This is a genomic window from Arthrobacter nitrophenolicus (assembly GCF_045833485.1).
Taxonomy (GTDB): Bacteria; Actinomycetota; Actinomycetes; order Actinomycetales; family Micrococcaceae; genus Arthrobacter; species Arthrobacter nitrophenolicus.
Genome location: NZ_CP174504.1, coordinates 1,908,191 through 1,925,201, shown reverse-complemented (window position 1 = coordinate 1,925,201; position 17,011 = coordinate 1,908,191). Strand labels below are relative to the sequence as shown.

Below are 17,011 nucleotides of genomic sequence, written 5' to 3'. Positions count from 1 at the left end.
GGGGAGTAGAAAGGGACCAAGGACTGGCTGTCGCAGGAAGGAGAAGCAATGTCAGAGGTGGAGGATTACACCGGCAGAACGGGGCGGAACGAGACCCGCGAGGAACAACTGGACCGTAACTGGGCCGAGCTCCTGCAGGAACTCCGCGTGCTGCAGACCGGCGTCCAGATCCTGGCAGGTTTCCTGCTCACACTCCCCTTCCAGGAGCGGTTTGAGGACCTGGACGACTTCCAGGTCAACCTGTACCTGGCCAATGTGGTGGTCGCAGCCCTGACCACGTCATTCATCCTCCTCCCGGTCAGCGTCCACCGGCGCCTCTTCCGGAAGCGGCTCAAGGAAACCCTCGTCTCAAGCGCGGACACGATCACCAAGATCGCCCTGGGCGGAGTTGGCCTCCTGAGCGCCGGGACCGCCGCGCTGGTCTTCGACGTGACCCTGGACCGGTCCGCCGGCCTCACCGCGGGAGGTGCACTGCTGGGCGTACTGCTGGTCCTGCTGGTCTATGTTCCCCTGCACCTGAACAGGCGTGCAGCGGCGAACGGCAAACCATCCACCGAACGGGACAGCGATGGCTAAATGGGCCAAAGAGCACGGACTGCTGCTGGTGAACCTGGCACTGTTCCTGATCTTCTTTGGCGGGATGATCCTCTCCGGCGCGGCAACCTACAGCGAGGAACAGCAGGCCCACGGCGAGGCAGGGGTTTCGGTCCTGCAGTTTCTGGGCACCGGCGAGTTTGTGGAGGCCACCTTCGAAAACTGGGAATCTGAGTTCCTGCAGATGGCCCTCTACGTGGTGCTGACGGTCTTCCTGTTCCAGAAGGGATCCTCGGAGTCCAAGCCGATGGGCAAGGAAGCCCCGCAGGACGAAGATCCCAGGGAGGCAGCCATCAAGAAGGCAACGCCGTGGCCGGTTAAGCGCGGAGGCATGGTGCTCAAGTTCTATGAGCACTCACTGTCCATCCTGATGTTCGCGCTTTTCCTGGCATCCTTCACGGCCCATGCCCTGGGCGGGACCGAGGCCTACAACGAGGAACAGCAAAGCCATGGCGAGCCCACCGTCACGTTCCTGCAGTACATCGGGACCAGCCGCTTCTGGTTCGAGTCTTTCCAGAACTGGCAGAGCGAGTTCCTGGCCATCGCCGTGCTGGTGGGTGCGTCCGTGTACCTCCGCGAGAAGGGCTCCCCCGAGTCCAAGCCTGTCGCCGAACCGCACTACGAAACCGGCTCCTGAGCCGGATCGACATCGAGAGGAATCCATGCGAACCGTTGCGAAAACCATCCTCCTGGCCCTGCTGCTCATGGTTGTCCCCGGGCTTGCGGCAGGCGCAGCCTCTGCAGCCCCGGCTGCGCCAGCGAGTTCCGCGGCAGCCACCGTGGATGCCGCGGTATCCTCCGGAGGGCTGCTGGTGCCTGCCGGCAACACCCCTACGCCGTCCCCCGGGGACACCGCCTCCAGCGGCCCGGCCAATCCCGGGACCGGTGAGTCCGCGGAGAATGAAGGCACCCGCCTGAACTGGGCTCCGTTGGTCATTGGCGCCATCGCCGTGGTGGTCCTGATCCTGATTTTGCTCTGGCGCCGCCGCCGCAACACCACCATCGTCGGCTGACAGGCGCTGGACCGGTCGACGCCGGCCTGCTGGCAGGGGCCGCGATGTTGCAGCCTACGCCTGGAAAAGGCGGCGGGGGAACCTAGGCCCCTTCGAGCACCTGGCTTGTTGCCCAGGCAAGGTACTTTCCCGCGTTGGCAACGGCGTCTGCCGGGCTGGAGGCCACGTCCAGCAGCTGCGCCGCGGCCACCACGCCGTGTTCGGCAAGGTCCTCGAGGGTCACCAGGATCCGGCCCGCCACGACGATCACCGGGATGCCCTTCTCCCGCGCCGCATCTGCGAGCGCGATGGGGGCCTTGCCCGTGAGGGACTGCGAATCCATGGACCCTTCGCCGGTGATGACCAGGTCAGCGCCGGACAGCTGGTCGGCCAGTCCGGTGAGTCCCGCCACCAGCGCGAAGCCGCCCTCCAGGGCGGCACCGGTGAAGGCAAGGAACGACGCCGGGAACCCGCCCGCGGCGCCGGCGCCGGGAACGTTGACGTCCCGGCCGGTCGCCTCCCGCAGCACCGAGGCCCAGTTGCGGAGCCCGGCGTCGAGCAGTTCGATGCCGTCCTGGTCCGCGCCTTTCTGCGGCGAGAAGACGTGGGCGGCCCCTTGCGGGCCGTAAAGGGGGTTGCGGACGTCCACGGCGATGCGGAAGGTGGTGGCTGCAAGGCGCGGGTCCAGTCCGCTGGTATCCAGCGAGACGACGTCGGCGAGCGATCCGCCGCCCAGTGGCACCACGTTGCCGGCGGAGTCCAGGGGCTTCAGCCCGAGTGCCCGGAGCGCGCCGCTGCCGCCGTCGGTCATCGCTGAGCCGCCCAGCCCGAGCACGATCTCGGTGGCGCTGGCATCCAGGGCGGCGGCGATGAGCTGGCCGCACCCGTAGCTGTGCGCGCGGAGCGCATTGTCCGGAGTGGGCTCCATGTCCGCCAGGCCGGAGGCCTGCGCGGTTTCGATGACGGCGGTAACCGCGCCGTCGCCGGACTTCCGGATGGCCCAGGCGGCGCCGACCGGGGCGAGGACGGGGCCCACCACGGCGTTGAGTCTTTCCTCGTATCCGGCAGCAACTGCCGCCTCCAGGGTGCCCTCACCACCGTCGGCAATCGGGAACTGGTTGGCCACGGCGTCGGGGTAGACCCGCAGGGCCCCTTCCGCGATGGCCGCTGCGGCTTCAGCAGCCGTCAGGGAGCCCTTGAACTTATCCGGAGCAATAAGGATGCGCATGCGCTCCATCATGCCAGCAAGCCGACGGAAAGCGCTTGCCCCGACGTAATACGGAGGGAAGCAGCCTACCCCTCGCGCCACTCGTGGCTGGTGATGTGGGAACCGGCCTGCGGCCCCATCTGGAGCATGCCGCCGTCCACGGCCCAGGCCGCGCCGGTGACGTAGCTGGAAGCAGGGGAGGCCAGGAACGCGATGACGGCCGCGACCTCCCGCGCATCGCCGGGCCGGCCGAGGGGCACGCCCGGGCGGTCCTTCGTGGTGGGGTCCTCGTCCTCCTGCCCGGTCATGGGTGTGGCAATCTCGCCGGGCGCCACTGTGTTGGCGGTGATTCCGTGCTGGGCCAGTTCCAGGGCAAGGGTCTTCATGAGTCCGCCAAGCCCGTGCTTGGATGCGTCATAGGCGGAGGAGCCCACGCGGGGCTGGAATTCGTGCACGCTGGAGACGGCAATCAGCCGGCCGCCCCTGCCGGCCCGGACCATGCGGCGGGCGGCGGCCTGGAGGCACACGAAGGCACCGTTGAGGTTGGTGTCCAGGGTTTGCATCCAGCGGTCCAGGTCCATGTCCAGGAACTTGGTGCTTTCGCCGGTACCGGCGTTGTTGACGAAGACGTCCACGCCGCCCAGCTCGTCCGCGAGTTCGTCGATCACGGTACCCGCGGACCGGAGTTCGGTGGTGTCCAGCTGGCGGACGACAGCCTTGCGGCCCGCGGCCCGGATCTCTTCAGCCGTCCGCTCCGCCCCGGCCTTGTCCGAGTGCCAGGTGACGCCTACATCCATGCCAGCCCTGGCAAGAGCGACGGCGGTGGCCTTGCCGATCCCGGAGTCCGAGCCGGTGACGATGGCGGTGGCGGGCGCGAAGTTGCTGGTGTCCTGCATCGTGGCAAGCCTTTCGGTAGGTCAGGTGCTGGAAGGTGGTGCGGGGTCAGGCGGGGCGGGTCAGGCGGGTCGGCGCAGTTCCGGCTCGGGAGGGAAGCGCCGGGCGGCTGCGACGTCCGGTTCGTCCTTGACGGCCATGAGCGGAACGGCGAAGGTGACCACAGGCCGGTCGGTGTCGTCCGCGGACCTTACTGTCAGGCTCCGGGTGCCCGGCGGCACGGAGGGGGTGAAGACCTGCAGGTTCCGCGAGCCCAGGATTGCCGAGTTTTTGAGCCTGTATTGGGTTCCAAAATGGTCCTGCAGGATGATGTTCGGCTGCGGTCCCCCTTCGGATGCCATCTGGATATTTACCACCAGCCCGGTGTCCCAGATCTCGACGGACAGGACGGTGAATTCGGTGGAGTCCGTGACGTGGCTTCCGTAAGTGGGTGGCAGCAGCATGCCCCGGAGGGAGCCTGACGGTATGAGTTCTCGCATTGTTGGTTCCTGGTGGTCTTGCGTCCGCCGTCGCCGAAGTGGCGCCGGATGTGCTCCGGTGCTGCTGAAACGATGGGGGCGCCGGTGCGGCTTAGGCATCTTCGCGGTTGGGGTTTTCCAACCAAAAGAAGGTGGATTGTTGCCCGTCGCTACGCTGTTTCTGATGGATGTAATTGAGGCGCCGGGAGTCGAAGGTCTCGAACCATTCGTCCCGGCTGATGTGGCGGAGCTTATCGCTGTCGCCGCCGAAGTCGATCCGCAGCACTCGCAGGCGGTTCCTCCGCCATGGTGGCCTTCCTTTCCCCAGAGGCTGGAACTAATAAGTCTACTTATTATGTAGCCTCCGGATCCGGCCATGTGTCAAGGGGATTGGCTGGTTTCAGCGGCTTCCCACAACGGTGGAAGGACCGGTTTCGGCGGCTAACCCCGCGGCCGCAGTACCGCGTAGTACCCGGGCACCCGGCTTCGCCCGTCCACGCCGGTTGCGGGGTTGGTCTCGATGGCCACTTCGCCGTCCTCCAGCAGCTCCCAGGCTTCGGCGGGCAGTACCTGCTGCCTTTCCACGGGGCCGAAGTGGCCCGGCATTGGCAGGCCCCTGATGGCGCGTTCGAGCGGAGCGGGAATGCCCTGCATGGTGGCGCCCAGATGGGTCACGTAGTCCACGGGGTTGCCCTGGAAGTTGGTTTCAGCCAGGAACACGGTGCCCCGCTTCCCGGCGAGAAGGCGGAGGTTTTCCACCAAGGCCGCCTGGTCAGCCGGCTCGAGGACATGGAGAACGCCGCGGATGAAGACATTGGCGCCGCCGTCGAAGCCCTTTTCCGCCCCTGGCGCGGTCATGTCGCGCACTTCGAAGCGGACGTTGCCGGTCTCCCCGGACTCCGCCGCTGCCCGCCTGACCGCGTGCTCGGAGACGTCCATGCCGACGGCCTCGGGAAAAATTCCAGCCAGCGCGCGGGTGAAGCTGCCGTGTCCGCAGCCCACGTCCACCACCGGGAGTTCCGGGTCCAGGTAGCGGAGGAGGACATCCTTGTAGCCAAGGAACTCGTCGTCCGTCCCGGCATCCCACAGCACCTCGCCGCCCACGCCCGTTGCCCTGATTCCCGCCCAGTACCGGTCCCACGCCAGCGGCCGGTCCTTGGGTGCAGAGCGGGAGAGCCGGACAAGCCTGGGAATCAGCAGGTACTTCCGCAGGGCAGACAGTAGCGACTTGGCGGGTGAAGACTTCGCTGGGGAGTACACCGGTCAAATATATGTCGCGGAGCACACACAGCCCGCCATTGCCGGGCATTGAGGCCGGATCTTACGACGGCGGCGCGTCCCTTCCGCCGCCCATGCCCGGAGTGAGCGGGCTTCAGGCCGAGGGGCCGCCGTCCAGGGTGAGCCATGCCATGGCTTCCTGCCTGGAGGTGAAGAACCGGGTGGGGCAGGGCAGCTTGCTCACTCCCAGGACGAAGTTGGCCATGACCTTGTCCACGGGCGAGGAACCCAGCAGCGCGATGCGGGAGGCCTGGCACGGCCGGCCGAACACCGCACGCGCTCCCCGGCTCACCCGTTCCGTCGTCGCCATGTCCACCAGCATGGGACGCCGGTCCTCACCGCACAGGTCGTTGACCCTGTCCATGGCGTTCTCGGCGTCGGCCTCGCTGATCGAAGCGCCCCGCGGCCACCGCAGCTGGAGGATCCCGCCCTCATCCAGGCTCAGATCTCCTTTGGTGGATCCTTCCGGTTGCTCTGTCACTTTGTCCCTCCGCACGATTTTTCTGGAGCCACACGTCCCGCATCCCCCTACAATGTACTCAACTGGGAGGGAAGGGGTCATTGTGGCGGCTGATTCGCCGTGTGACTTGCGCGTGCCACGCGCCGCCGTGGTGGCGGACCCCGACGCCGCGCGGCTCGCGCGGAACGCCTCCGCCCTTGAAGAGGCGGGCTTTTGCGTGACGTCCGCGACCGACGCAGCCGGACTGGCAGCACTCCTGCAGGACGGCAAGCCGGCGGTCATCATTGCGGACGCGTCGCTGCTTCCTGCCATTGGAACCGAAGCGCCGGTCCTGCTGATGGTGGACCTGGACAATCCCGCCGAAACCTCCGCCCGCCCCTCCGGCATCCATGACTGCATCACCAAGCCGCCGGCCCCACGGGAGCTCGTCCACCGGGCTTCCGCCCTGATCGACCTGGTGGCAAGGCGGAACGCCTCACGGCAGCGGGCCGAGGCACTGCGCGAACAGCTCCGGCTGGTTTCCGCTGCGGTCCGCGCCACCAACGATCCACAGGAGATCGCCAACCATGTGGTGGCAGGCTTCGGCCGGACCTTCAAGGCCGACCATGTCCTGCTGGCCACTTTCGAGGACGAGCGGGTTCCGCGCATCACCGCCACCTGGGACGCCCCGGGACTGCAGCCGCTGCCCCCCGGCGTCCTGCCGGACGGGAAAGAGGCGCACCGGACGGCGGACCTGCTCTGGGCCGGTGCGGAAACCATGTCCACGGACGCACCCGAAACGGACGACCCCCCTGCCGAGGGCGCGCGGACCGGCGAAGGCGGGGGAACGGCGTCGGGCCTTTCCAGCACGTTCTCCACCCTCGCAGTGCCCATTGGGGAGGGAAATTCCTCGCTTGGAATCATCTGGATTGCCATGCGTGACCGGCGGCGCCAGTGGTCCCGTGCGGAGCTTGGCCTGATCCAGCACGTGGCGGGCAACGCCGCGTACGGGCTGATCCAGAGCCACCTGATCAGCAGCCAGCAGCAGGTGGTCAAGCAGCTGCAGCAGCTGGACAAGGCCAAGACGGACTTCCTGGCCACCGTGAACCATGAGCTGCGCACACCGCTGACCTCGATCATGGCGTACCTGGACATGATCCAGGAAAGCACCGAGCAGCCGGTCTCGCCCGAGGTCCACCAGATGCTGGACATCGTGGTGCGGAACACGGAGCGGCTGCGGTCGCTGATCGAGGACATGCTGAGCGTTTCGCGCAACGGCCTGGATGACAGCCTGATGCATTTCACCCCCGTGCGCCTGGGACAGACCCTGGACCTGGTGGCGGCGGCGCTCCGGCCGCTGGCCAAGCTGCAGAACGTGACCATCGAGGTGGACCCGGTGCCGGAGGATCCGGAGATCCTGGCCGACGAGGTGCAGCTGCAGCAGGTCTTCACCAACCTGGTATCCAACGCCATCAAGTTCACCCCCAGCGGTGGACGGATCGAGGTGGGCAGCGAGTCGCACGCCGCCGAGGACGGCACCCGCTGGGCAACGGTCAGCGTGGCCGACACCGGCATCGGCATTTCCAGCGACGAGATCGACCACGTGTTCACCCGGTTCTACCGAGCCTCCAACGCCATGTCCGGGGCGATCCCGGGGACGGGCCTGGGACTGGCCATCACCAAGGACATCGTGGTGCGGCATGGGGGGAAGATAGACGTGGCGTCCACGTTGGGCGCCGGCACCACCGTCACCGTCAGCCTCCCCCTGGATGCCGACCGGTCCCGGGCCAACTGAGCGGGGGAAGAAGGAAAGCTGATGTTCGCGGACAATGATCCCCGGCTCTCCCAGCTGCTGGAAGGCATTGTCCGGCTGGCATCGGGAGACCTCAGCTCCCGGATAGAGGTGTCCCCGGCGCGGGACGAGCTGGACGCCATCATCACCGGTACCAACCTGCTGGCGGAGGACCTGCAGATCATCTACGAAGAGCTCGAGCAGCGGGTCCAGGTGCGGACCCAACTCCTGCACGAGGCTCACCTTGAGATGCAGAAAATGGCCATGCAGGACCCGCTCACGGGCCTGGCGAACCGCTCCGCCCTGATCGACGCCCTGAAGACGGCACTGGACGCCGGGGCCGCTCCCGAAGAGGGGCCGGTGCTCCTGCTCATGGACCTGGACGCCTTCAAATCCATCAACGACAGCATGGGCCACACCGCGGGCGACCAGGTCCTCATCACCGTGGGGCAACGGCTCCGGGGCGCGGTGCGGGCGGACGACGTCGTGGCCCGGCTGGGCGGGGACGAATTCGCCATCGTCATGCCGTCCGCCACCCCGGACCAGGCCACTGTCGTAGGCCACCGGATCCTCGCAGCCCTCAAGCAGCCCATCGAACTCCCCGGCCGGAGCGTGCGCTGCGGGGCCAGCATCGGGCTGAGTGCGGGCGCCGAAGGCCAGACCCCCGAGGACATGCTGATGGAGGCCGACGTCGCCATGTATGCCTCCAAGGCGGAGGGGCAGAACCGGCTGCACCGCTTCGAGCCGGCGCTGCTGCTGATGCGCAGGCTCCGCAGCCAGCTGGTGGAAGACCTGCGCGCCGCCATCAAGAGCGACGGCTTGACGCTCTACTACCAGCCTGTGGTGGAGCTCGCCACAGGGAGGGTGGAGGGCGTGGAGGCGCTGGTGCGCTGGAACCACCCCACCCGCGGGTTCATCATGCCGGACGAGTTCATACCGCTGGCCGAGGAAGCCGGGTTGATTTCCGAGCTTGGCCTGTGGGTGCTCCGGGCGGCCGTGCACCAGCTCCGGTCGTGGATCGCCGCCTCCCTGGTGGACAACAGGTTCTCCGTCCGCATCAACATTTCCGCCACGGACCTGCAGAGCCTGCAGTTCATCGAGGATGTCCGGAATGTGCTGAAGGAAACCGGGGTACGGCCCGAGCAGGTGGTCCTGGAACTGACGGAAGTGGCCATCGTCAAGGGCAACGAACTGGACCGCTACTCGCTGGCCGGGCTGCGCGGCCTGGGGGTGGGAATCGAAATCGACGACTTTGGCACCGGCTACTCCTCCATCAGCTATCTGCGCCGGCTCCCGGTGGACCGGGTGAAGGTTGACCGTTCGCTGATCACCGGCCTGGGCACGGATCCGAGCCAGCCCGCGCTGGTGGCGGCCGTCCTGCAGCTGGTCCGTGCATGCGGGCTGGAGGCTGTGTGGGAGGGCGTTGAAACCGCCGAGCAGGCCGGGATCCTGCGGGGGCTCGGCTGCCTGAGCGCGCAGGGCTACTACTTCAGCAGGCCGGTGCCGCCCGACCAGATCCCGCTGCTGCTGGCCGACCAGCCCGAAGGCGCCAACCCCTGACCCGCCAAGTTACCGCAAGGTACCCAAATTACTGCTAAAACTCCCGCAAACCCCTGCGTTTTTTGGTGCTGCCGATATACGATCATCGTGCGGTGTCTGGTTTTCCTGGCCGCTAGAGCTGGGGATTCACAGAAGCACCGGAATTAAAAGGCGTTCATAAATTGAAAATTAATTGGGCCACTGGGTCATTACTTCGTCAACTGGGGGCGTAGCTAATGTCGGTTCGTGTACAGGCATGGGGAATTATTGCCGCGGTACTGGCGGAAACAGATCCGTCCGGCGCGGCCGTCCGGCAGCGCCTTAGCAACAGCCTCGACGAGAATCCGGGGGTGCCCGAACGGGCCCTGCTGGAATACCTTCTTGAAACGCGGCGCAGCGATGCCAACACTGTTGAAACGCTGGAGACCGCACGGGAAATGCGCCTCACTCCCGCCGCCCTCCCGCCCAAACTCGCCGAGCAGATTGATGCCATCCGCAGCATGTCCCGGATCAGCGCGCTGCTTGAGAACCAGATGCTGATGACGGCTTTCCAGCCGATCTACGGGCTGGGCGACAAAAACGTGGTGGGCGTGGAGGCATTGTCCCGCTTCGTCAGTGACGACGGCGCGGCGGCCGAGCTGTGGTTCGCCGAAGCTGCCGCCGTGGGCCTGGGCGCCAACCTGGAATTCTCGGCCCTCGGATCCGCGGCAGCGGCTGCCAGGGACCTTCCGCCGCACCTGTTCGTGTCGCTGAACATCTCCCCCACGTCCTGCCTGGACCCGCGGCTGCCGGAACTGTTCGAACATATTGACCTTCCCATCAACCGGATTGTCCTCGAACTCACGGAAACCATTCCGGATGAGGAATACGCGCAGTTCATCGCCGCGATCAATCCGCTGCGCGACCAGGGCCTGCGGATCGCCGTGGACGACACCCACTCCGGGGCCGGCGCCCTGAGCCGCATGGTGCACCTGCGCCCCGATTTCCTCAAGGTGGGACGTGACGTGATCGGGGACGTGGACAACGACGGCCTGCAGCGCGCCCTGACCGCCTGTCTGGTGGATTTCAGCCAGCAGATCGGCACAACCCTCGTGGCGGAGGGCATCGAAACGGTTGGGGAATTGAAAGTCCTGACCGAACTGGGCATCGATGCGGGGCAGGGCTACCTGCTGGGACGCCCGTCCGTCCGGCCAAAGGACTGGGTTTCCTGGAACACCCGGCTGGACGCGGACGGCCTGAACCGGCAGCTCGTGGGGCCGGACCAGGCCACGCTCAATCCCCAGGGAAACGACGCACCTTGAGCTGAATCTTCGGACAGTGGACCGGCAGGCATGGGCGGTTTCAAGGGGTCGTTGCAACACCTGCTGGTTAGGTGGTTAGTAGTAAATCACGTAAACGCTCGGCTGGAGTTTTCCAGCCGAGCGTTTTGCGTGGGCGGCCGTTGAGTTCCTGGGCGACGTGTTCGAGGTCCTCGGGTCCGAAGACAGACAGATCGGTGCCTTTGGGGAAGTACTGGCGCAGCAGGCCGTTGGTGTTCTCGTTCGAGCCGCGTTGCCACGGGCTTGCGGGGTCGCAGAAGTAGACCTGCATGTCGGTGGCGAGAGTGAAGGATTTGTGGGCAGCCATTTCCGATCCCTGGTCCCAGGTCAGGGATCCCCGAAGGTGCGCCGGAAGGGTGGCCATGGTTTTGATGAGGCCGTCACGGACGGTTGAGGCAGAGTGGTCCTTTGGCAGGTGGACGAGCATTAGGTAACGGGTGGTGCGCTCGACCAGGGTCGCGATCGCGGACTGGTTGTGGGCGCCAGTGATGAGGTCCCCCTCCCAATGCCCCGGTATGGCGCGGTCCTCGATCTCGGGCGGACGTTCGGAAATCATGATCATGGGGTCGGTGAACCTGGGAGTGCGCTGATCAGCGGTGGCATGGGGTTTTCGCCGGGTCCGGCCGGTCCGCAGAGCTGCTTGCACCTCACGTTTAAGTCCGCCTCTGGCTTGGAGGTAGAGGGCCTGGTAAATCGTCTCTGGGCTCACGCGCATCTCCGGGTTGTCGGGGAACTCTTCGACCAGCGTGTGGCTGATCTGTTCCGGAGACCAGCGTAGGAGCAGCTTGTCCTTCACGTACTTACGCAGGTCCGACTCGCCCGCGAGTTTGGCTGTCTTGGGCCGGGCCCGCCGGGCAGTTGCCTTCCGATGTGCACCGTGGGGAAGGTAGCCCATCCGCGGATCGGTGTTTCGGGCCAACTCGCGGCTGACTGTTGAGGGCGATCTGCCGAGGGCGTGGGCGATCGCCCGCACCGAGGATCCGGCGGCCTGCAGGTCCCGGATAAGTTCCCGTTCCTTGACGTTGAGGTACCGCGGGTGGATAGGTTTCTCCAGCGCGGCCACCGGGACCTGGACCGTTTCTGTTGTGCCGGCGGCAGAGGTCATAGTGATCACACCACGTTTGTAGTCGACCACCCGGCCATCCGGATAAATGCGTCGTCCGCCGGACTTCCGGATTCCCTGGTCCCACTCCTCAGCGGTCCGTAAATGAATACCAACTGCCGCGGCAGCTTTCCGTCGGCTCACGCCGGCGTTGCGCAGCCGGGAGAACTCGTCCCTTCCAGGGTGTGGACCTGTCCCCGGCTTTCCCTGACCCTTCAGCCCGGCTTTCCGCACCCACGCGGCGCACGTATTGGGATTCAGCCCGAGTTCCTTTGCAGCCTCCGTGGTGCTCTTAAGACGGTCGAACACGGCGAAGAACTGCTCTTTCTGCCTAGCCGTGTACTTCCGGTGCACCGACTGCTTCCGTACTTTGCCCCGGGGCAAACCAGCCTTGCGGATCCATTGGTGACAGGTCATCACATTGAAACCGAGTTCCCTCGCGGCGGCACTGACATTTTGAACCCGATCGAGGGCCGCAAAGAACTGATCCTTCTGCTCCTGCGAATATCTCCGCCGCCCAGCGGGCTTCTCCCTTAAAGACGACACGGTCGTTGCAACTCCCAAAAATTCTGGGTGTTGCAACGACCGCTAGAACCCGCCATGCGTGCCACCGGTCCACTGTTGTGTTGTGCGCGTATTGTGCTGTGCGCGCCCTATTCGTCGTGGCCCTGGTCGCCACTCATCTGGTCCTCCGCCGGAGGCGTCTCACCCGGCGGCACTCCCCCGCCCGGTTCCAGGCCGGTGACGTTGCCTTCGGCAGGGTCCGGGTTCGCCGAGCCTGCCGAATCCTTGCCCGGGGCTGCCTGGGCGTCAGTGTGGCCCCTGCCCGGCTGGTCAGGATTGGCGGGATCATCTTCCGGATGGTAGCTGCTCATGGTGCGTGTCCTTCCTTCCCGGCCGCGGTTCTTCACCCCAGCTCTGGACTAATTGTAAGCATGCTGATAATTCTGGAGGGGTAGGGCCGGGCGGCCGCTGGGGCGCCCGCACGCACGATGTCAGGAGGAACAGAGATGGGAATCGGCGACAGCATCGGCAAGGCAGCGGAGAACGCCATGGAGGACCTGGCGGGTACATCGAAGCCCACGGAGAAGATGAACGTTCCCGACCCCACGGACCCCAATGACGACGTGGAGGTCCACTCCTCCATCAGCGAGGGGTCCAATGCAATGGAGGCGGAGAAGGAGAAGGCGCCGGGCTTGAAGACCGGGCCGGCTCCCGGGCCGGTCTCCGAGAGCCCCTTTGGCGGGGACACTGACGAAACGAACAATGACAGGGCGGAAGCAGGCCGTGGAACGGGCGACGACGGGCTGACAGGCAGTGCCGCCGCCGCGGGTGGGGCGGCTGCGGCAGGAAACGGGGGCCCCGGCGGCGTTGCGGGCGGGCTGCCGGACAGCAACCCGGACGAGCTGCGCGCCGACCCGACGGAGGGCGACCAGGACCCGTCCACCAGCACAGGCCGGGGCTAGCACCAGGTAAAACAGCGGATCAGGCGGGCGGCCCGGGCGGCCACCCGCCTCTTTCGACGAGGATCTCCTTGAGCAGGTCGCCTCGGTCGGTGATAAGGCCGTCCACGCCGAGGTCCAGCAGGCGGCGCATCTCGGCGGGATCGTTGATGGTCCAGACGTGCACCGCCAGGCCCAGGCCGTGCGCCCGGCGGACGAACCCGGGGGTGACAACTTCGATGCCACCGCGGCGGGCCGGAACCTGCAGTGCGTGGACGCCGGACAGGACGCGGCGCATCAGCCAGCGGAAGGCAGGTCCGGGCAGCAGCGGGCCCAGGCACGTGAAAAGAGCGATCGATGTAACCCCCGCCGAGGCCGCAACCGGGCGGCTGAGCAGCTTCAGCACCGCCCGCCGCCGCCGGTCCGAGAAGCTGGTGACCAGCACCCGGTCATGCACCCGGTGGCGCTCAATGGCGGCCGCCGTGCTGTTGACGGAGCTCCAGTCCTTGACGTCCAGGTTGAGCCGGATGCCGGGCAGTTCCGGAACCAGTTCGTCGAAGGTCGGGACGGGCTCACGGCCGCCGATGTTCACCCGGGCAACCTCCGCCGCCGTCAGCTCCGAAACCTTGCCCCTGCCGTCCGTCACCCGTTCCAGCGTGTCATCGTGGAAAAGGAGCAGCACGCCGTCGGACGTGGTGTGGACATCCGTCTCCAGGTAGCGGTAGCCGAGGTCCACGGCGGCCCGGAAGGCGGCCTTCGAGTTCTCCAGCCCCTCAAGGGAGAAGCCGCGGTGGGCCATCGCGATGGGCAGCTGGTTGCCGGCGGCATCCGGATTGGCGAAGAACGGCAGGGTCACAGTGCGAGCGTACCCGAGCTGGCCGGACCCTTGGCGCCGCCCCGGGTCAGTCTTCGAACGGCAGGATCTCGACCCCGTCGCCGCAGTGCAGCAGCGTCCGGCCGCGGCCGCCGTCAAGATTGATCCACACCACGGTGTTGTCCGGCGTGACGGCGTCCACCACGCCGCCGGCTTCGAACCCGGGGGTCAGCAGGACCCGGACGCGGTCGCCCTGCCGCAGCTTCTTCCAGTGCGGCGCAGGCGTTGCCCTGCGCAGTGGTGCATCGGCGGTATCGCGCTTGGTATTCCGTGCCATCCTTACCCCTTCGGCCTGCCGGAGAGGAGTCTGCTCTCCGGGCTTCACGCTACGGAGCAAAGGTGAACGCGAGGTGAGCGCCAGCTGTGAATACGGCGGCGGCCGCGGAAATCAGGAACGCGGGGCGCCCAGGGAAGCGAGGCGCGCCTCCAGGACCTGGGCCACGCCGTCGTCGTCGAAGTGCGGCGCACGCTGGCCCGCCGCGCGGATGGCCTCCGGGTGGCCGCTGGCCATGGCGTAGCCGTGCCCGGCCCAGCGGAGCATCTCGATGTCGTTGGGCATGTCGCCGAAGGCCACCACGTCGGAGGCGTCAATGCCCAGCGCCCGAGCGTATTCGGCAAGGGTGACGGCCTTGTTCACGCCCGGCAGGGACAGTTCCAGCATGGCCACGCCCGGCGAGGAGTGCGTGGCGGCGGCGAGATGTTCGACGGCGGGACGCACCTCGGCGAGGAAGTCGTCCGGAGTGCCGTCCCGGACAATGGCGAGGAACTTCACCACGCTGTCACCGCCAACCAGGGTTTCCCGCAGCGGCGCCGGCGTGAACTGCGACAGCAGTTCGCTCGACTCGTTTTCGATGAACCCGGGCTCAAGGTGGAACCCGGTCAGCGTTTCCGCGGCAAACAGGGCAGCCGGGCGGAGGTCCTTAATGATCCGGCGGATTTCCAGCACCGCGGCGATGCCGAGCGTGCGGGCGGAGACCAGCTTATCCGCTTCGAGGTCCCAGACCACAGCCCCGTTGGAGCAGATGACCGTCCCGGTATGGCCCAGCTGGTCCTGGAGCGGATGCAGCCAGCGGGGCGGCCGGCCGGTGACGAAAACGAGTTCGACGCCGGCGTCCCGGCAGGCGTGGAAGGCGCGGACGGTGCGGTCGCTGATCTTTCCGTCGTGCCCGAGGATCGTTCCGTCAATATCGCTTGCCACCAACCGCATCCAACAAGTCTACGTGGCGGCGGCCAAGGGGATGATTCCCGCAGCCGGGAGGTCCGCTTGTCAGCCTGCAGCGCTACACTGAACTAATCGAACATATTTTCGAATAAGGGTGTGTTGTGGGCGTTATTATTGGTCCCCGCGTGATAGATGCGGGTGCCTCGTACCTGTCGGTCCTGATCTCCCCTGTCGCGGTTGCGGCCGGCTTCCCGTCGCCGGCGCAGGACTACTTCGATGGCCGGATCGACCTGAACGCGCACCTGATCAAGGACATCACCAGCACATTCGTGGTGCGCGTAACCGGCGATTCGATGGAGGGCGCCGGCATCAGCGACGGCGACGAACTGATCGTGAACCGGGCCCTTGAGCCCAAGGACGGCTCGGTGGTGGTCGCCGTGCTGGATGGAGAACTGACGGTCAAGCGGCTGCGCATCACGCCCACGGGGGTAGTGCTGCAGGCGGAGAACCCGAAGTACCCTGACATCCGGGTCCCCGCCTTGTCCGAGCTGACGGTGTGGGGCGTGGCCACCAGGTGCCTGCACCATGTGTGACCTGCAGACCGCGGAAGGAGGGCCATGCCCAAGCCGGTCCTGATGCGGCAGATGCCGCAGATCGCCCACGTGGATGTGAACTGCTTTTACGCCTCGGCCGAGCGCGCCTTCGATCCGTCGCTCGAGGGGCGGCCGCTGATCGTCCTGTCCAACAATGACGGCTGCGCGGTGACCCGTTCCCCCGAGGCGAAGGCGCTGGGCATCCGGACCGGGGACCCCTGGTTCAAACTCGCGCCCCGGGCAAAGGAGTGGGGCCTGGTGGCCAGGTCCAGCAACTACGAGTTGTACGGCGATATCAGCGCCCGGGTCATGGAGCTGCTCGGCAGGCATTCGGCGTGGCTGGAGGTCTACAGCATCGACGAGGCCTTCCTGGGCGTGAAGGGCCGGCCCGAAGAGCTGCTGGCGCTCGGCCGGACCATGAAGGCCGAGGTCCGGCGGAACGTGGGCGTCCCGGTCTGCGTGGGGATAGCGCCCACCAAGACGCTGGCCAAGCTGTGCAACAAGTGGGCGAAGAACAACGCCTCCTTCGGTGGGGTGTGCCACTGGGAGGCCGTACCCGCACCAGTTAAGGAGTCCCTGCTGGAACGGCTTCCCGTGGACGAGGTGTGGGGCATTGCGGGCCGGCTGACCAGGCGCCTGAATGCCCTCGGCATCTTCACGGTGCTGGACCTGGTCCGGGCCGATCCTGTGGTCATCCGCGACAAGTTCTCGGTGGTGGTGATGCGCACGGTCCTGGAGCTGCGGGGCATTCCCTGCATACCCATGGAGGAGGAACGCCTGGGCCGGGACCAGCTCATCTTCTCCCGCTCCTTCTCCACGCCGGTGACCACTGTCGACGGCATGCGCCAGGTGCTCAGCATCTATGGCCAGCAGGCGAGCGCGAGGCTCGCAAAACACGGCCTGCAGGCCAAAGTCCTGACGGCGTTCGCCGCCACGTCCCCGTTCAGGCAGCACGAGCAGGCCTACCCTTCGGTGTGCCTGTCCCTTCCCATGCCCACGGCTGATCCGCTCCTGCTGACCAAGGCCACGCATGCCCTGCTGCCCCACATCCGCAACGGGCTCAAATACGCCAAGGCCGGCCTCATGCTCACCGACCTGCGCCCCACCGGCAACCAGTCTCCCCTGGAACCCTTCGAGAACCGGCATGAAGAGCGCGGCATCGGCCCGCTCCTGGAGGATGTGAGCCGCCGCTTTGGGCGCGGCTCCATCGGGCTTGGCCACGGTGGCATCAACGGCGGCGTGGACTGGTCCATGAAGCGCGGCATGCAGTCCCCCCGGTACACCACGCACTGGGACGAGCTCCCGCTGGTGAAGGCGGCCTAAGGC

General features: G+C 66.6%; 20 protein-coding genes. 9 read left to right on the top strand and 11 right to left on the bottom strand.

Annotated elements, in window-relative coordinates; genetic code table 11:
- The first annotated feature begins 48 nt into the window (after positions 1 to 48).
- From ACJJV6_RS09000 to ACJJV6_RS08990, 3 genes are read left to right on the top strand one after another with little or no spacing between them, the layout of a single operon-like run.
- The gene (locus ACJJV6_RS09000) at positions 49 to 576 is read left to right on the top strand and encodes a DUF6328 family protein (RefSeq protein WP_009357608.1); all 528 of its coding nucleotides are present in this window, start codon (positions 49 to 51) and stop codon (positions 574 to 576) included.
- The gene (locus ACJJV6_RS08995) at positions 569 to 1,231 is read left to right on the top strand and encodes a DUF6766 family protein (protein ID WP_009357607.1); all 663 of its coding nucleotides are present in this window, start codon (positions 569 to 571) and stop codon (positions 1,229 to 1,231) included. Before ACJJV6_RS09000 ends, ACJJV6_RS08995 begins: the two co-directional genes overlap by 8 nt.
- A 25-nt stretch (positions 1,232 to 1,256) precedes the next feature.
- On the top strand, positions 1,257 to 1,607 hold the full coding sequence (locus ACJJV6_RS08990; RefSeq protein ID WP_407710350.1) for a LuxR family transcriptional regulator: 351 nt from the start codon (positions 1,257 to 1,259) through the stop codon (positions 1,605 to 1,607).
- Between the two features lie 82 nt (positions 1,608 to 1,689).
- Here the strand turns inward: ACJJV6_RS08990 and ACJJV6_RS08985 are convergent, their stop codons facing one another.
- The 6 genes from ACJJV6_RS08985 to ACJJV6_RS08960 all read right to left on the bottom strand — a co-directional run bounded on the left by ACJJV6_RS08985 (position 1,690) and on the right by ACJJV6_RS08960 (position 5,904).
- Positions 1,690 to 2,814, bottom strand: coding sequence for a glycerate kinase (locus tag ACJJV6_RS08985; protein ID WP_407710349.1), 1,125 nt, complete (start codon positions 2,812 to 2,814; stop codon positions 1,690 to 1,692).
- 65 nt (positions 2,815 to 2,879) lie between these two features.
- Entirely contained in the window at positions 2,880 to 3,689 is an 810-nt protein-coding gene (locus ACJJV6_RS08980) for an SDR family oxidoreductase (protein ID WP_407710348.1), read from the bottom strand.
- A gap of 60 nt (positions 3,690 to 3,749) precedes the next feature.
- The gene (locus ACJJV6_RS08975) at positions 3,750 to 4,166 is read right to left on the bottom strand and encodes a hypothetical protein (RefSeq protein ID WP_035752484.1); all 417 of its coding nucleotides are present in this window, start codon (positions 4,164 to 4,166) and stop codon (positions 3,750 to 3,752) included.
- 91 nt (positions 4,167 to 4,257) lie between these two features.
- On the bottom strand, positions 4,258 to 4,431 hold the full coding sequence (locus ACJJV6_RS08970) for a hypothetical protein (RefSeq protein WP_009357604.1): 174 nt from the start codon (positions 4,429 to 4,431) through the stop codon (positions 4,258 to 4,260).
- Between the two features lie 155 nt (positions 4,432 to 4,586).
- Positions 4,587 to 5,405, bottom strand: a complete 819-nt coding sequence (locus ACJJV6_RS08965) for a class I SAM-dependent methyltransferase (protein ID WP_407710347.1) — start codon at positions 5,403 to 5,405, stop codon at positions 4,587 to 4,589.
- Between the two features lie 112 nt (positions 5,406 to 5,517).
- Positions 5,518 to 5,904 carry an STAS/SEC14 domain-containing protein gene (locus ACJJV6_RS08960; protein ID WP_009357602.1) on the bottom strand — a complete coding sequence of 129 codons (387 nt, stop codon included), beginning with the start codon at positions 5,902 to 5,904 and terminating at the stop codon, positions 5,518 to 5,520.
- A gap of 52 nt (positions 5,905 to 5,956) precedes the next feature.
- On the opposite strand from ACJJV6_RS08960, the gene ACJJV6_RS08955 reads away from it, so the two are divergent.
- The 3 genes from ACJJV6_RS08955 (at position 5,957) to ACJJV6_RS08945 (ending at position 10,494) form a co-directional block, all read left to right on the top strand.
- Positions 5,957 to 7,657 (top strand): ATP-binding protein, encoded by a 1,701-nt coding sequence (locus tag ACJJV6_RS08955; protein ID WP_083875031.1) that lies wholly within the window; start codon positions 5,957 to 5,959, stop codon positions 7,655 to 7,657.
- A 21-nt stretch (positions 7,658 to 7,678) separates the two neighbouring features.
- Entirely contained in the window at positions 7,679 to 9,214 is a 1,536-nt protein-coding gene (locus ACJJV6_RS08950; RefSeq protein ID WP_009357600.1) for a bifunctional diguanylate cyclase/phosphodiesterase, read from the top strand.
- A 215-nt stretch (positions 9,215 to 9,429) separates the two neighbouring features.
- Positions 9,430 to 10,494, top strand: coding sequence for an EAL domain-containing protein (locus ACJJV6_RS08945; RefSeq protein ID WP_235046832.1), 1,065 nt, complete (start codon positions 9,430 to 9,432; stop codon positions 10,492 to 10,494).
- Between the two features lie 67 nt (positions 10,495 to 10,561).
- Here ACJJV6_RS08945 and ACJJV6_RS08940 read toward each other — a convergent pair whose 3' ends face one another.
- Together ACJJV6_RS08940 and ACJJV6_RS08935 are read right to left on the bottom strand one after the other, a co-directional pair.
- The gene (locus ACJJV6_RS08940; RefSeq protein ID WP_152419652.1) at positions 10,562 to 11,617 is read right to left on the bottom strand and encodes an IS30 family transposase; all 1,056 of its coding nucleotides are present in this window, start codon (positions 11,615 to 11,617) and stop codon (positions 10,562 to 10,564) included.
- Positions 11,618 to 12,267: 650 nt separating this feature from the next.
- Positions 12,268 to 12,489, bottom strand: a complete 222-nt coding sequence (locus tag ACJJV6_RS08935) for a DUF6480 family protein (RefSeq protein WP_407710346.1) — start codon at positions 12,487 to 12,489, stop codon at positions 12,268 to 12,270.
- A 135-nt stretch (positions 12,490 to 12,624) separates the two neighbouring features.
- On the opposite strand from ACJJV6_RS08935, the gene ACJJV6_RS08930 reads away from it, so the two are divergent.
- Positions 12,625 to 13,080 (top strand): hypothetical protein, encoded by a 456-nt coding sequence (locus tag ACJJV6_RS08930; RefSeq protein ID WP_354177173.1) that lies wholly within the window; start codon positions 12,625 to 12,627, stop codon positions 13,078 to 13,080.
- 19 nt (positions 13,081 to 13,099) lie between these two features.
- On the opposite strand, the gene ACJJV6_RS08925 is transcribed toward ACJJV6_RS08930, so the two are convergent.
- The 3 genes from ACJJV6_RS08925 to ACJJV6_RS08915 form a co-directional block, all read right to left on the bottom strand.
- Positions 13,100 to 13,912: a glycerophosphodiester phosphodiesterase gene (locus tag ACJJV6_RS08925; RefSeq protein WP_407710345.1), complete on the bottom strand. Its 813-nt coding sequence runs from the start codon at positions 13,910 to 13,912 to the stop codon at positions 13,100 to 13,102.
- Positions 13,913 to 13,958: 46 nt separating this feature from the next.
- Positions 13,959 to 14,207 carry a hypothetical protein gene (locus tag ACJJV6_RS08920; RefSeq protein ID WP_009357596.1) on the bottom strand — a complete coding sequence of 83 codons (249 nt, stop codon included), beginning with the start codon at positions 14,205 to 14,207 and terminating at the stop codon, positions 13,959 to 13,961.
- A gap of 111 nt (positions 14,208 to 14,318) precedes the next feature.
- Positions 14,319 to 15,137 carry an HAD family hydrolase gene (locus ACJJV6_RS08915; protein ID WP_407710344.1) on the bottom strand — a complete coding sequence of 273 codons (819 nt, stop codon included), beginning with the start codon at positions 15,135 to 15,137 and terminating at the stop codon, positions 14,319 to 14,321.
- 116 nt (positions 15,138 to 15,253) lie between these two features.
- Between ACJJV6_RS08915 and ACJJV6_RS08910 the strand changes: the two genes are divergently transcribed.
- Together ACJJV6_RS08910 and ACJJV6_RS08905 are read left to right on the top strand one after the other, a co-directional pair.
- Complete coding sequence (locus tag ACJJV6_RS08910; protein WP_009357594.1) at positions 15,254 to 15,685, top strand: LexA family transcriptional regulator; 432 nt, start codon at positions 15,254 to 15,256, stop codon at positions 15,683 to 15,685.
- Positions 15,686 to 15,709: 24 nt separating this feature from the next.
- Positions 15,710 to 17,008, top strand: a complete 1,299-nt coding sequence (locus ACJJV6_RS08905) for a Y-family DNA polymerase (protein ID WP_407710343.1) — start codon at positions 15,710 to 15,712, stop codon at positions 17,006 to 17,008.
- Positions 17,009 to 17,011: the final 3 nt, after the last annotated feature.

Bases quoted from the DNA above. Each gene is read 5' to 3' on its own strand.
- ACJJV6_RS08905 (WP_407710343.1), top strand. From the start codon at position 15,710: ATGCCCAAGCCGGTCCTGATGCGGCAGATGCCGCAGATCGCCCACGTG.
- ACJJV6_RS08940 (WP_152419652.1), bottom strand. From the start codon at position 11,617: ATGACCTCTGCCGCCGGCACAACAGAAACGGTCCAGGTCCCGGTGGCC.
- ACJJV6_RS08985 (WP_407710349.1), bottom strand. From the start codon at position 2,814: ATGCGCATCCTTATTGCTCCGGATAAGTTCAAGGGCTCCCTGACGGCT.
- ACJJV6_RS09000 (WP_009357608.1), top strand. From the start codon at position 49: ATGTCAGAGGTGGAGGATTACACCGGCAGAACGGGGCGGAACGAGACC.
- ACJJV6_RS08920 (WP_009357596.1), bottom strand. From the start codon at position 14,207: ATGGCACGGAATACCAAGCGCGATACCGCCGATGCACCACTGCGCAGG.
- ACJJV6_RS08950 (WP_009357600.1), top strand. From the start codon at position 7,679: ATGTTCGCGGACAATGATCCCCGGCTCTCCCAGCTGCTGGAAGGCATT.
- ACJJV6_RS08955 (WP_083875031.1), top strand. From the start codon at position 5,957: ATGTACTCAACTGGGAGGGAAGGGGTCATTGTGGCGGCTGATTCGCCG.
- ACJJV6_RS08935 (WP_407710346.1), bottom strand. From the start codon at position 12,489: ATGAGCAGCTACCATCCGGAAGATGATCCCGCCAATCCTGACCAGCCG.
- ACJJV6_RS08975 (WP_035752484.1), bottom strand. From the start codon at position 4,166: ATGCGAGAACTCATACCGTCAGGCTCCCTCCGGGGCATGCTGCTGCCA.
- ACJJV6_RS08995 (WP_009357607.1), top strand. From the start codon at position 569: ATGGCTAAATGGGCCAAAGAGCACGGACTGCTGCTGGTGAACCTGGCA.
- ACJJV6_RS08930 (WP_354177173.1), top strand. From the start codon at position 12,625: ATGGGAATCGGCGACAGCATCGGCAAGGCAGCGGAGAACGCCATGGAG.
- ACJJV6_RS08990 (WP_407710350.1), top strand. From the start codon at position 1,257: ATGCGAACCGTTGCGAAAACCATCCTCCTGGCCCTGCTGCTCATGGTT.
- ACJJV6_RS08980 (WP_407710348.1), bottom strand. From the start codon at position 3,689: ATGCAGGACACCAGCAACTTCGCGCCCGCCACCGCCATCGTCACCGGC.
- ACJJV6_RS08915 (WP_407710344.1), bottom strand. From the start codon at position 15,137: ATGCGGTTGGTGGCAAGCGATATTGACGGAACGATCCTCGGGCACGAC.
- ACJJV6_RS08945 (WP_235046832.1), top strand. From the start codon at position 9,430: ATGTCGGTTCGTGTACAGGCATGGGGAATTATTGCCGCGGTACTGGCG.